Origin of the sequence: Pedobacter miscanthi (genome assembly GCF_032678605.1) — a bacterium.
Lineage (GTDB): Bacteria > Bacteroidota > Bacteroidia > Sphingobacteriales > Sphingobacteriaceae > Pedobacter > Pedobacter miscanthi_A.
This window is the reverse complement of the sequence record NZ_JAVTSU010000014.1, coordinates 133,471-147,292: the sequence shown is the minus strand read 5'-3', so window position 1 is coordinate 147,292 and position 13,822 is coordinate 133,471. Positions and strand designations below refer to the sequence as shown.

Annotated in this window: 9 protein-coding genes; 6 read left to right on the top strand and 3 right to left on the bottom strand. The window is 36.4% G+C overall.

What is annotated here, in order from left to right; all coding sequences use genetic code 11:
* Positions 1–60: 60 nt before the first annotated feature.
* Positions 61–1,566 (bottom strand): glycerophosphodiester phosphodiesterase family protein, encoded by a 1,506-nt coding sequence (locus tag R2R28_RS20520; RefSeq protein ID WP_316827530.1) that lies wholly within the window; start codon positions 1,564–1,566, stop codon positions 61–63.
* Between the two features lie 236 nt (positions 1,567–1,802).
* Complete coding sequence (locus R2R28_RS20515) at positions 1,803–2,048, bottom strand: hypothetical protein (protein WP_316827529.1); 246 nt, start codon at positions 2,046–2,048, stop codon at positions 1,803–1,805.
* A gap of 126 nt (positions 2,049–2,174) precedes the next feature.
* Between R2R28_RS20515 and R2R28_RS20510 the strand changes: the two genes are divergently transcribed.
* The 6 genes from R2R28_RS20510 to R2R28_RS20485 all read left to right on the top strand — a co-directional run bounded on the left by R2R28_RS20510 (position 2,175) and on the right by R2R28_RS20485 (position 13,208).
* Positions 2,175–5,492, top strand: coding sequence for a DUF4175 family protein (locus tag R2R28_RS20510; protein WP_316827528.1), 3,318 nt, complete (start codon positions 2,175–2,177; stop codon positions 5,490–5,492).
* Positions 5,493–5,816: 324 nt separating this feature from the next.
* Entirely contained in the window at positions 5,817–6,254 is a 438-nt protein-coding gene (gene ybeY, locus R2R28_RS20505; protein ID WP_316827527.1) for an rRNA maturation RNase YbeY, read from the top strand.
* A 384-nt stretch (positions 6,255–6,638) separates the two neighbouring features.
* The gene (locus R2R28_RS20500) at positions 6,639–7,271 is read left to right on the top strand and encodes a GIN domain-containing protein (protein WP_316827526.1); all 633 of its coding nucleotides are present in this window, start codon (positions 6,639–6,641) and stop codon (positions 7,269–7,271) included.
* 250 nt (positions 7,272–7,521) lie between these two features.
* Positions 7,522–9,384: an ABC-F family ATP-binding cassette domain-containing protein gene (locus R2R28_RS20495; protein ID WP_316827525.1), complete on the top strand. Its 1,863-nt coding sequence runs from the start codon at positions 7,522–7,524 to the stop codon at positions 9,382–9,384.
* A gap of 199 nt (positions 9,385–9,583) precedes the next feature.
* Complete coding sequence (mnmG, locus tag R2R28_RS20490; RefSeq protein ID WP_316827524.1) at positions 9,584–11,446, top strand: tRNA uridine-5-carboxymethylaminomethyl(34) synthesis enzyme MnmG; 1,863 nt, start codon at positions 9,584–9,586, stop codon at positions 11,444–11,446.
* Positions 11,447–11,567: 121 nt separating this feature from the next.
* A complete protein-coding gene (locus R2R28_RS20485) occupies positions 11,568–13,208 on the top strand; it encodes an Ig-like domain-containing protein (RefSeq protein WP_316827523.1) in 1,641 nt (546 codons plus the stop codon).
* Between the two features lie 95 nt (positions 13,209–13,303).
* Here R2R28_RS20485 and R2R28_RS20480 read toward each other — a convergent pair whose 3' ends face one another.
* Positions 13,304–13,816: a gamma carbonic anhydrase family protein gene (locus tag R2R28_RS20480; protein WP_316827522.1), complete on the bottom strand. Its 513-nt coding sequence runs from the start codon at positions 13,814–13,816 to the stop codon at positions 13,304–13,306.
* Positions 13,817–13,822 lie beyond the last annotated feature (6 nt).

Below are 13,822 nucleotides of genomic sequence, written 5' to 3'. Positions count from 1 at the left end.
TCCAACAATGAAGCAATTTGTAGTTAGCAATAAACAAATGACCAATGAACGAATAAACCTCTATTTCTGGAACACCCTCACGTAATCAACCTTCATTGTTGCTGGAAATACAGCATCATCAACACCTTTTTTTCCACCCCAGCCACCACCTACGGCTACATTTAGAATCACATGAAAATTCTGATCGAAAGGCCAGTCTCCCGATCCCTTTTTGGTATTGTTGAAAGTGAGGTATTTTTGATCGTCGATAAAGAAGTCGATGCGATCGGCAAACCATTCTACAGCATACACATGGTATTCGGTATAAGGATTATTTACTTTTAAAGCCTTGCCCACTTGTGTTTTTATCACGTGGTTAAATTTTTCGGTGTGCACCGTGCCGTGTACACTATCCGGATCGTAACCTACGTGCTCCATGATGTCAATTTCACCGCTTTTTGGCCATCCGCCATATTTCCAATCGGTTGGCAAAGCCCATATTGCCGGCCATAGGCCTCTGCCTTTTGGTAACATGGCACGCACCTCTACTCTTCCATATTTAAAATCGAACTTGTTTTTAGTTACCAACCGTGCCGAAGTATAATGGTTATTTTCTATATCAACCTTTATAGCAGTAATGTTCAGGTTTCCTTTTTTTACCACGGCATTTGCACTATCTGCATCAGTATAATACTGAAGTTCGTTATTTCCCCAACCTTTGCCGCCTACATCATAACTCCAGTTTTTGGTTAGTGGTAATCCGGAATCATCAAATTCATCTGCCCATTTTAGTTTCCAACCCTGTGCAACGGGTGTTTTTTTAATTTCTTCGAAAAGCAATTCAGGCTCATTGGTGGTAATATAATCCACTTTGTGCGCTAAAAGCCATTGCATGTCAGGTATTGTATTTACCGTCCAGGCATTTACGGTTAAACCTAATTTTTGTGCATTTTCGATCCAGTTATCTTTCTGATAAACGCTATAATGATAATCAGCACCGGTTAATTTATCCGCTTTCATTTGTTCCGCACTAATTTCGCCCTTCAAATAAGCAACTTTTGCTTTTGGCAATAAAGTTAAAACGCGCTTACAGTAGTCATAATCAAAACTGATGTACTCTACCCAATCGGTAACTTTTAGCTTCTGCACCATTTCTACACATTTATTGGTTACTTCGATACCGCGTTCTTTGCTGATGAGTGATGGTTTTATCTCCAAAATCAGTTTGGTGCTTTTCTGTTTTTTACCTTCGAGTAAATAGGCCTCTAAAGTTGGGATTTTCTCGCCATTAGTCATGGTTTTGGTTAATAGCTCATTATAGCTAACTTTCTCGATGGTCAATCCCTGAAATTCCGGATCATGGTTAATCACCAAAACGCCATCAGCCGTCATCCACACATCGAATTCCGAGCCATAACAACCCAGTTTTACAGCCTCATTTAAAGAAGCGATGGAATTTTGAGGAAAATTATTTTTCTTCCAGGCACCCCGGTGTGCAATTACCTGGTTTTTGTTCCAGTTAAATTTTTGAGCAAAAGAAGCAGTAAAAAGGAACAACATTAGTGCAGAAATAAATATTCGTTTCATGTTTTGGTATGGTTATACAAAAATTCAAAAGTAGATTTTTATGGGAACACGCGTTTAAAATCTATGTAACCTTTGTATTAATAAAACAAGATAAAGATTTTTAAATTAATTTGTCATTACAACGTTCAGTAATAACTCCAATTTATCGTTATAAATTTTAGCCACAAATGCACACAGTGAAACACAGATTTTTTACATTTCTTCGGTTTGTTGATTATTAATTTACCCTTGTTTAATTAACCCCATGAAACGCTAACCATCGTTTTCAAAAATAGCAAGCTATAATCCAAAGGCAATGAAATCGCTTTACGAAGGAATAAATTTGTTTTTTTGAAGCGCAAAGCCTCTGCAGTTATTAACGTTTGTTCCCGGGCCTTAGTTAAATAAACCCGATTGACGCGGAAACCAAAAGCTTTTTCAGCTTTTGTTGCAGCAAAAAGCGGGACAGGAAGCCGCCATGAAATACTACCTCCTGTTTCCAAATCAATAAAAATAACCTATCCAACCAATCTCAATTATCAGCCAAACGATAAACTATTTGAAATAAACACGTTACCTTACTGTGGTTTCTTTTAATTGATTGGAACAATTTTTACATTTACGGTGATATGGTGAGCAATAACTACAGTGAATTATTACGAAAGATTGATGAGTTTATCCGCAAATTTTACCTCAATAAAATTTTGCGCGGCAGTATTTATGCCGCGGCAATACTCTTAGCCTTGTATCTGCTTGTTTTTTTAAGTCTATATTACCTCAATCCAACTGCCGGCTTTAAAACTGTTGTTTTTTTTGCCTACTTGCTTATTGGTGTTTTGCTTATTGGTTTTTTAATTATCAAACCACTTCTTTCGATGTTAAAATTGGGCAAACACCTCTCTTTTGACGAGGCATCGGTTATCATCGGAAATCACTTTTCCGATATTAAGGATAAATTGCTCAATACCCTACAGCTTCACCGTTTATCAGAAAACCAGCCTCATAACAATCAACTCATTATTGCCAGCATCGATCAAAAAATATTAGAACTTAAGCCCGTTCCTTTTTACACGGCCGTTAGCATTAACGATAACCGCAAGTATTTAAAGTACCTTTTTATCCCACTTTCTATCATTTTACTCATTGCCATCATTGCTCCTGCCATTTTACGCGAGGGTACAAATAGTTTTTTCAAATACGATGAATACATTGCACCCAAAGCTCCATTCAGTTTTACGGTTTTAAATAAAAGTTTAACGCTAACACAGGGTGATGATGTAACCATAAACTTGAAATTAGCGGGCGATCAGCTTCCTGCCGAAATTTATGTAGAAGACGGAAAAAACACTTACAAATTGCAAAAAGAGAACATCAGCCAGTTTAATTACAGCATTAAAAATATCCAAAACGATAAAAAACTTGTTTTTAAAGGAGGTGGTTTCAGTTCTTCGGTATTCACGCTTACTGTTAAACCGCGTCCCGAATTGCTTAATGCAACCGCAACTTTAAATTTTCCAGCTTATTTAGGCAAAAAACCGGAACAGATTGCAAACGTTGGCGACATGCTCCTACCGGAAGGAACAAAAGTTACCTGGAATTTAAAAACCGGAAAAAGCAATTCGATTTTATTTATACTGAATGGTAAAGAGTATGTTTTAAAAGTTGATGACGATGAATCGACTTTCAATGCCACCATCAAAAACAATGTTAAATACAGCATTACCCCTAAAAATGAATACGTTACACTTCGCGATTCTTTATCACACCAGATCACCGTGGTTAAAGATCAGGCGCCTGGAATTACGGTAGAAGAAAAACCAGATTCGATAAGTAACAAAGCATTGTATTTCAGCGGTCAGCTTACAGATGATTATGGTTTTAGCCGACTGAGTTTCAAATATAACATCAAAGAAAATAACCGTATTGTTGGCACAGTGACCAAGAATATTCCAATAAAAAGCAATGCGACAGATCATACTTTCTTCTATTTCTGGGATTTAAAAACCGCTTCGGCCAAACCAGGGCAAGAAATTGAATATTATTTCGAAGTAGCCGATAACGACGGCGTTAACGGCGCAAAAGTTACCCGCTCGGAAATTAAAACCTTTAAACAGCCTACCAAAAAAGAAACTGCCGAGCAGATTAATGCCAGCAACCAGGCCTTAAAACAAAAAGTACAATCGGCTATCCGTTTGGCCAATACCATCGAAAAAGAAAGTAAAAAAGTTGCAGAAAGCCTGATCGATAAAAAACAGATCTCTTTCGAAGATAAAAAACAAATAGAAGCGCTTTTAGACAAGCAAAAACAGCTTGATGAAGCTGTAAAAGAAATTAAGGAACAGAACGATAAAAACATCCAGCAACAGGAAGACCAGAAACAAACCGAAGAGCTTTTAGAAAAACAGAAACAGATTAAAGACCTGTTTGATAATGTGCTGGATGATAAAACCAAAGAACTTTTGCAAAAGCTGCAGAACCTGATGAATGAGAAAAATAAAGATCAAACACAGAATGAGCTTTCAAAAATGCAATTGGATAATAAAACCCTCAAAAATGAGCTAGACCGTATTTTAGAACTCTACAAACAGCTTGAATTTGAACAAAACCTTCAAACCGATATCGACCGTTTAAATGAGCTGGCTAAAGAACAAAAAGAACTGGCCGAACAAACGAAAGATAAAAAACAGGATAACGAAACCTTAAAGCAAAAACAGGATGCCCTGAATAAGGAGATGAAAGACCTTAAAGACGACCTTAAAAAGCTGGAAGAAAAAAATAAATCTTTAGAAAGGCCAAATCCATTCGAAAATCCTGAAAAAGATGTTCAGGATATACAAAAGGAACAACAGGACAGTAAAGATGCTTTAGATAAAAAAGATTCCAAAAATGCCAGTCAGAAGCAGCAAAAAGCAGCTGATCAGATGGAAAAATTATCTAAAAAAATGAGCGATATGCAGCAACAGGGCGAAGAGATGGAAAATAACCTGAATGCGAAAGAATTGCGACGTTTGCTCGAAAATCTACTAAACACTTCTTTTGATCAGGAAAAGGTAATGCTCGCTTTAAAGAAAATGGCAGCGGCGGATCCATCTTATACCAGCAACGTTCAGAAACAGCGCAGCATTAAAGATAACCTTAAAACCATTGCCGATAGTTTGTATAGCTTAAGCAAACGTGTTCCACAGATAGAATCGACAGTTAACGAGGAGATGAATAAAATAAATTTTAACCTCGATAAAAGTTTAGAAAGTTTGGGTGATAGAAGAACACCAGAGGCCAACCGTTTCCAGCAGTTTACCATGACCTCTATCAATAACCTTACTTTGATGTTGAGCGAAGCTTTAAGCCAGTTGCAAAATATGCAGAAAAATGGCAAAGGTGGTAGCGGAAAGAAACAAAAGCAGGGAATGAAACAACTTTCGCAAATGCAAGATCAGCTGAATAAAAGCATGCAGAAAGCCAGGGAGCAGATGCAGAAATCAGGTGGTAACCAAGGTACAGTTGGTAAAGGACAAATGAGCCAGGAATTTGGTAAAATGGCCCAGCAACAGCAAATGATCCGTCAGGCATTGGAAAAGATTAACAGGGAAGAAAATAAAGATGGTACAGGAAAAATGGGCAACCTGAACGAAGCCATTAAAGAGATGAAACAGACGGAAAGCGATTTGGTTAACAAGCGTTTACAACAGGAAACCTTAAACAGACAGAAAGAACTGTTAACCAAGCTATTAGAAGCTGAAAAAGCAGAACGCGATCAGGAAGAGGACTCTAAACGGGAGAGTAAAGCTGCAAAAGAATTTCCACCATCTTATCAAAAAATGGTCGATCAGTTTAAAAAAGAGCAACAGAATGGTAACGATATGCTGCAGAAATTGCCACCGAGCTTAAATTACTACTATAAAAATAAAATTGCCGAGTATTTAAAGTCGTTGAATATAGAGCGATAACAAATGTAATAACTCGTCATTGCTGAGGAGGTACAACGAAGCAATCTTACAACGATCGCTAATAGCATGTGCATTAAGATTGCTTCGTACCTCGTTATGACAGACTTTTTATATAAATCTATAATGATAGCGGAATTAAGATCCATCAACTCCATTCAGGTAACCATTTTAAAAAAATTCGTCATCTCCACTGAAGCACAGCGGAACGGAGAGATCTATCCAGAGATAGATTTCTCGACCAGGTTGCACTTCGCTCGACATGATCACAATTGTAAATAGTACAAAATTATATTTCTTAAATTTGCAGCAAAAACAACAAAAAATATGCCTGCAATATCCTTTTTCACCGAATCTGTTAGCTATAACCTTCCACAAAAACTTAAAGTTAAAAAGTGGATTAAAGCTACCATTGAAAAAGAAGGTTATAAACTGCATGAACTCAACTTTATTTTCTGCAGCGACGAATACCTCCTCGGGATCAATCAGCAATACTTAAACCACGATACTTACACGGATATCATCACCTTCGATAATTCTGAAGAAGAAAAACAGATTGTGAGTGATATTTTCATCAGCATAGAACGCGTAAAAGAAAACGCCAAAACCTTTAAAACTTCCGAATTTGATGAAGTTTGCCGCATCATGATCCACGGAACCCTGCACCTATTGGGTTTTAAAGACAAAGGTAAAGCAGCCAAAACCCTCATGACTCAAAAAGAAGATGAATATTTAGGGTATAGAAGTGAATTTGAATTAGCTTAACCTCCCTATCCCCTAATACCATTCTGAGCGCAGTGAAGAATCTTATTTCTCCATAAGCCCGTCCGTCATCTCCTGGAACGTCCCGAATATTCGGGAGAGAGATCTATTTTGTTAGATTTCTTGGCTGCATCGCGTTCTGCTCGAATGACGATCTATTTTATACCTTTCATGACATTACCATTACCATAACTCTCTAATTAAAAGCAAAATACCTCCCTACACCTTTCATTTTTAATTGGCGTTCGTCTAAAAGTTACCGGCGTTCGTCGACAATTACACTCTGCTGGTATAATACGCCAAATCTCGCTGCAACTTTTCCTGCACGCTGCAGTCTTATATTCGAAAAAACAATAAAAGGATTTAAAAAAATTAAAATATACAGTAATGAAAACTTCTATAAAAACCCTATTCGCAGCAGCATTGGCAACAATCGTTTTAAGTAGTGCAAGTGTTGCAGCAAATGCAAACGAAAATAACAGCAATTACACCAATATTACTTCAGTTAAAAATATTACTAAAATTAAAGTAAGTGGCAACGTGAAGGTAATTTTAGTTCAGGATGCTAAAGAAAGTGTTCAGGTTTATGATAACTACTACGCAAAAAATGCATTGGTACAACAACAAGATGGCGAATTAAGGATCAGTTCTTTTACCAAAAAGCCACTAACAATTATTGCACATGTAAATAACCTTACTGCTATCGAAGCATCAAACATTTCTAGTGTTATAACAGCCGGAAACTTCAACTTATTAAACCTTGATGTAATTTTAAACGATGGTGCAACTGCTGATATCAAGGCAAATACCGTGAATTTAAATACAAACATTAATGGTGCCTCCAGTTTAGTATTAAGCGGTTCTACCGAAAATTATTCAGCCGTTTTAGGTGCGGTTGCGAAAGTAAATACAAATGATTTTACTGCAACAGACAGTAATATAAGCGCATCGCCCATTGCAACGTACAATGCAAACAGATATAATGATATTAAAGTTGATCTTTTAGAATCTATTTTCTAAAACATCACAAAAGATAAAGTTTAGTTTTAGTTAATGATTGAAGCAGCGGTGGAGCGAGTCCAACCGCTGTTTTGTTTTTATAATAGCTTTACTAATGACAAATGAACCAGTGAACAACCGAACCAACAGCATCAAGTTTCTGCCATTTTTACCTGATACAGAAGTCCTTTACAATTTGAATATCCCGTTCCAAGTAATTTATCCTTACCTTTGCACTAATTTTCCTTTATAAATCCGAAATACAAAAAAATTGAGCACACTAATTGCGGCAGAAGGCTTAGGACATGGTTATCATGACGAATGGCTATTTAAGAATTTAACCTTGGGTATTAACTCTGGTCAGCGCGTAGCGTTGGTTGGGATTAATGGTGCAGGTAAGAGTACACTTTTGAAATTACTTGCAGAAAGGTTCCCTCCGCTTGAAGGTAAAATTGTAAAAAACAAAGCTGTTAAAATTGGCTTTTTGGACCAGGAACCACAATTTACAGAAGGTTTTTCGATTAGTGACCACATCTTTTCTCTTGATAATAAACAACAACAGTTGATTAAGGAGTATGAAGAATTAATTGAAGATCCCAATCCTGATGAGAAAACGCTTAACCGTTTATACGAAGAGTTAAGCGAACATAATGCATGGGAATATGAGCATGAGATTAAAACCATTTTAAATAGAATGGGCATTACTCATCTTCAACAAAAAATAGCTACCCTATCAGGCGGACAAAAGAAACGTTTGGCCCTCGCTAAACTTTTAATTGAAGATCCTGAAATTTTAGTGCTTGATGAGCCTACCAACCATTTAGATATTGATACCATCGAGTGGCTGGAGAAATTATTGACCACTGGACAAAAAACCATTTTATTGGTTACCCACGATAGGTACTTTTTAGATAATGTGTGTAATACTATAGTGGAACTGGATAGGGGCAAAATTTTCAATTACAATGGAAACTATGCTTATTACCTGGAAAAGAAAAGTGAAAGAGAAGCGTTAGACGCTACGGTTCAACACAAGAACCAACAGCTATTAAAGAAAGAATTGGAATGGATGAGACGCATGCCACAGGCTCGTGGAACTAAATCTAACGCCAGAATCAATGCCTTTTACGATTTAGAAGAAAAAACAAAGAAAAAGGCTGACAATCAGAGCATTAGCCTACAAATGAAGATGTCTCGCCAAGGCGGTAAAATTATCGAGATAGAACACATTGCTAAAGCATTTGATGAGCGTCCGATTATCAACGATTTCAGCTATACCTTTAAAAAAGGAGATAGAATTGGTTTAGCCGGAAAAAACGGAACAGGAAAATCAACCTTATTAAATATTATTACGAGTCAAATTACACCAGATAGTGGCAAAGTTGATACCGGAGATACTACTGTATTTGGATATTATAAACAAGGTGGTTTAACTTTCGATCCAAAAGAAAGGGTAATAGACATTGTAAAATCGGATGCCGAATATATTAAAATGGCAGATGGTTCTGTAATTACTGCCTCTGCCCTATTAACCTTATTTCTCTTCCCACCAAAAAAACAACATGGCATGGTAGAGAAGTTAAGTGGTGGTGAAAAGAAACGTTTGAACCTGATGAAAGTGTTGATGCAAAATCCAAATTTTTTAATTTTGGATGAGCCAACAAACGATTTGGATATAGACACTCTAAATGTATTAGAAGAATTTTTAGAAAACTTCCCCGGCATATTAATGCTGGTTTCTCACGATAGGTACCTGCTTGATAAAATGAGTGATCAACTATTTATTATGGAAGGCGAAGGTGTTGTTAAAATTTATAATGGCAATTATTCTGAGTATCGATTAAGTTTAGATCAACCAAAAGCCAAAGTAGAAACAAAGAAAGCTCCTGCTCCCGTTATAGAACAAACACCGGTTAAAGCAGCAAAAAAGCTAAGCTTCAAAGAACAAAAAGAATTAGAAGATAGCGAAAAAGGAATGGAAGAAACAGAAGCTAAAATAGCTAACCTGACCAAAACATTAAACACTATTGATGCAGCCGACTATGTTAAAATTCAGCAGATTTCAAATGAAATAGAAAACCATCATGCTAAACTGGATGAATACACCATGCGTTGGCTGGAACTTTCTGAATAACAAAGGATGCAATTCAAAGATTTCATATTATGTTTCACGTGGAACATCATTAATTCTTAAAAAGAGATGTCAAGATAAGCGTAGTCGAAGTGGGCTTTATAAGCGACAATTTTTTTTAACATTGATTAAATTCAATCAGCATAATCAATAAACAAAAACCAAATGTTCCACGTGGAACATTAAAGAAATATAAAATAAAATGTTTTCAAAATACGATTTGATTGTTGTTGGTGCTGGTCACGCAGGCTGTGAAGCTGCTGCTGCCGCTGCTAACTTAGGCTCATCTGTTTTATTAATAACAATGAATATGGGCACCATTGCCCAAATGAGTTGTAACCCTGCCATGGGTGGCGTAGCGAAAGGACAGATTGTTCGAGAGGTTGATGCACTAGGTGGATACTCTGGTATTATATCAGATAAATCAACCATTCAATTCAGAATGCTTAATAAATCAAAAGGCCCTGCAATGTGGAGCCCAAGAGCGCAAATTGACAGGATGCGCTTTGCAGAGGAATGGAGGTTAGCTTTAGAGAACACACCAAATGTAGATATTTGGCAAGATAGCGTTATAGGTTTACTGGTGAAAGATAATACCGTATACGGCGTTAAAACATCTTTAGGTATAGAGATAGAAAGCACAGCTGTGGTGTTAACCAATGGCACCTTTTTAAATGGTATTATTCATATCGGAGAAAAAAAATTCGGAGGAGGTAGAACAGCTGAAAGATCATCAACAGGAATTACCGAGCAATTGGTAGAATTAGGAATGGAATCTGGCAGAATGAAAACAGGTACTCCACCACGCGTTGATGGCCGAAGTTTGGATTATTCTAAAATGGAAGAGCAATGGGGTGATGAGGATAGAAGTAAATTTTCTTTCACCGATACTCCCGTTACCACCGATCAACGTTGTTGCTGGATCACCTATACAAACAGCGAAGTACACGAGACCTTGAAAGAAGGTTTTGAAAAATCGCCTATGTTTACAGGTCGTATTAAAGGTTTAGGTCCGAGGTATTGTCCTTCCATTGAAGATAAAATTAACCGTTTTGCAGAGCGTGATCGTCACCAGATTTTTGTTGAACCCGAAGGATGGAATACCTGCGAAATTTATGTAAACGGATTTTCAACTTCACTTCCGGAAGATGTACAATTTAAAGCACTAAGATTAATACCAGGTTTTGAACAGGCAAAAATGTTCAGACCGGGTTATGCGATTGAATATGATTTCTTTCCACCTACCCAATTATCTTTAACCTTAGAAACTAAATTAATCAATAATTTATTTTTGGCAGGACAAATTAATGGAACGACTGGTTACGAAGAAGCTGCTTGTCAAGGTTTCATGGCAGGTATAAATGCACACCAAAAAATCCATGATAAACACGAACTGATCATGAAAAGATCAGAAAGTTATATTGGTGTTTTAATTGATGATTTAGTAACTAAAGGAACAGAAGAGCCTTATCGCATGTTCACTTCAAGGGCTGAACATCGCTTATTATTAAGACAGGACAATGCGGATATCCGCCTCTCTCCTATTGGCCATCAACTCGGTTTAATTTCTGATGAACGATTAGAAAAAGTAAACAAAAAAATTGCAGCTGCAGATGCATTAGTAAAGTTCACCAGAAACCAGGGCATAGAAATGGGTGATGCAAATCCGATGCTCGAAAGTTTAGGATCGAGTGTTTTAAACCAAAATGTAAAAATACACAGTTTGGTAGGAAGGCCTCACGTTGGATTACAAGATTTGATAAAAGTAAGTAAACCTCTCGCAGAAGCTACAAAAGATTTAGATAACGAAACAATCGAACAGGCAGAAATCAAAATTAAATATGAAAGTTATTTTGAGAAGGAAAATGAAATTGTAGCCAAGATGCTAAAAATGGAAGACAAAGAAATCAAAGTAGATTTTGACTATAATAAAATTGTTTCCATTTCAAAAGAAGCAAGAGAGAAATTATTTAAGATCAAACCACGTACTTTAGGTCAGGCATCCCGAATTTCGGGTGTATCACCTTCTGATATATCAGTTTTAATGGTTTATATTAATAAGTAATTGATAATCAACTACTTATATAAAATATAATAGACTTAAAATAAAGCGATATAAACATAAAATAATATTTTTTAATGTTACGGTTCCAAAAAGTATAAAAATTCGTCAGAACGTTTAAAATATGCCAAATTTAAAAGACCAATATTTTGACCTTAAAAATTTAACAGGTGTAATGGCCTTGCTCCTATTTTTTGGTTGTGCGAGTATCCAAACACCACAAGGTGGGCCAAAAGATACCAAGCCCCCAAAAATTTTAAGCATGACGCCAAAAAATCAGACGCGTAATTTTAATGCTAAAAAAATTATTATCGAGTTTGACGAATATTTTAATATCAAAGATGAGTTCAAAGAATTTTCAATTTCTCCGGATCAGGAAAAACTTCCTGTTTTAAAAAAGAGATCAAAAAGATTAGAAATTGTACTTCAGGATTCTTTGGAAAAAAATACAACTTATACTTTAAACTTTGGAAAATCCATTGCTGATGTAAACGAAGGTAACGTGGTTAAAAATCTATCTTATGTTTTTTCTACCGGTCCGGAAATAGATTCTTTATCCATCAGCGGTAAAGTAATTAATTCGTTAAGTGATGAGCCGGAAAAAGAAGCAACTGTATTTATTCTCCCCTTAGAACGCGATACTATTTTTGGAAAGAGACGTCCATCGATATATACTACTACCGATAGTGCAGGAACTTATAAATTAAATAACCTTAGAAAAGGCACTTATAAAGTTTATGCTATTAAGGAAAGCAGCGGCGGCGGCGATAAAATATACCAACAGATTTCTGATGAAGTAGGCTTTATTAAAGAGCCTTTGGTAATTGATAAAAACATCGACAATGTTAACCTTCAAATTTTTAAGGAACTGGCTCCGGAATTTCGTGTTGTAGACCGAAAACTGAACAATGATGGAAGTTTATCCATTATCTTCAATCAGCAGCTTAAAAGCCCTAAAATAACGGTTACTGATCCACCTGCAGTTGACGTTGGTAAATATGTTCACTTTACTAAAAATAATGACACAGCTAAAATATGGTTAAAAGATTTAAGTTTCGATTCGGTTAAAGTAGCCATCCAGGATCAAGGTAAAGTACTGCAAACATTAAACTTCACCCGTGGTAAAAAGGATACCTATACCCGCGAAGTAACCGTAGCTGATAACTTGTCTGGAGGTAAATTAAATCCTTTCCAGCAATTAACCCTAACCTTTCCTTTTCCAATGACTGGCGCTGATGCATCTAAAATCACATTATTGGAAGATTCCGTAAAACGAACCAATTTTGAACTCATAAAAGACAGTGTAGATCAACAAAAATACTACATTAAATATCCCTGGAAAACTAAAAGAACTTACGATTTAAAACTTGGTGCAGGCGCATTTACAGCCATCTTTAACGCTAAAAATAAGGATATACCTAAAAGATTTACATTAGAGAACCAGGATGCTTATACTTCGCTAGTATTGAATGTAACTGTGCCAGATACCAGTAAAAGTTATGTGGTACAATTTTTAACAGAGAAAAAAGACATTATAAAATCATATCCGTTAAGCAAAAATTCAAAGATTACATTTTCAAAATATCCTGCCGGGAAATATATGCTCAGGGTAGTTTACGATGAAAATAAAAACGGAATTTGGGATACAGGAAGTGTTAAAGGTGGCTACCAACCCGAAAAAGTTTGGTATTTAAAAGCATTAATGGATTTAAAACCAAACTGGGAACGGGAAGATCCATTGGTGATACCTGCACCACCTAAATAAAAAAAGTAGTCATCTCGACTGGAACACAGTGGAACGGAGAGATCTACTTGCACAGATTTATCCATTCCTTTTTACTTCAGTCGAAATGACGGAAACTATTGCGTAAACCAACCCGAATACATGATATAATTATCAGGTAACTTATTTAATAAAGCCCTTTGCTCTTCAGTAATGGGCTTTATTTTTTTTGCTGGGGTACCAGCATATAAATACCCGGTTTCACAGATGGTATTCTCCAAAACCACAGAACCGGCCGCAATAATACAATACTCTTCTATAACAGCATGGTCCATTACAATGGCCCCCATGCCAATTAAAACGTTATCCTGAACGGTACAGCCATGTACAATGGCATTATGCCCTACTGATACCCTATTACCGATGTGTGTAGAGGCTTTTAAGTACGTTGCATGAATTACTGCTCCATCCTGGATATTTGATTCATTTCCAATCGTAATGGCGTTTACATCGCCTCTTATCACAGCATTAAACCATACTGAACAGTTATCACCAATTACCACATCACCAACAATAGTGGCATTTTCAGCAATAAAGTTATCTTTTCCTATTTCAGGGTATTTATCTTTTACGGGCAATATTAACGGCATAATATA

What these genes read in the sequence shown, in the direction of transcription:
- R2R28_RS20520 (WP_316827530.1), bottom strand. Translation starts at nt 1,566, where the DNA reads ATGAAACGAATATTTATTTCTGCACTAATGTTGTTCCTTTTTACTGCT.
- R2R28_RS20485 (WP_316827523.1), top strand. Translation starts at nt 11,568, where the DNA reads ATGCCAAATTTAAAAGACCAATATTTTGACCTTAAAAATTTAACAGGT.
- mnmG (WP_316827524.1), top strand. Translation starts at nt 9,584, where the DNA reads ATGTTTTCAAAATACGATTTGATTGTTGTTGGTGCTGGTCACGCAGGC.
- R2R28_RS20480 (WP_316827522.1), bottom strand. Translation starts at nt 13,816, where the DNA reads ATGCCGTTAATATTGCCCGTAAAAGATAAATACCCTGAAATAGGAAAA.
- R2R28_RS20510 (WP_316827528.1), top strand. Translation starts at nt 2,175, where the DNA reads ATGGTGAGCAATAACTACAGTGAATTATTACGAAAGATTGATGAGTTT.
- R2R28_RS20500 (WP_316827526.1), top strand. Translation starts at nt 6,639, where the DNA reads ATGAAAACTTCTATAAAAACCCTATTCGCAGCAGCATTGGCAACAATC.
- ybeY (WP_316827527.1), top strand. Translation starts at nt 5,817, where the DNA reads ATGCCTGCAATATCCTTTTTCACCGAATCTGTTAGCTATAACCTTCCA.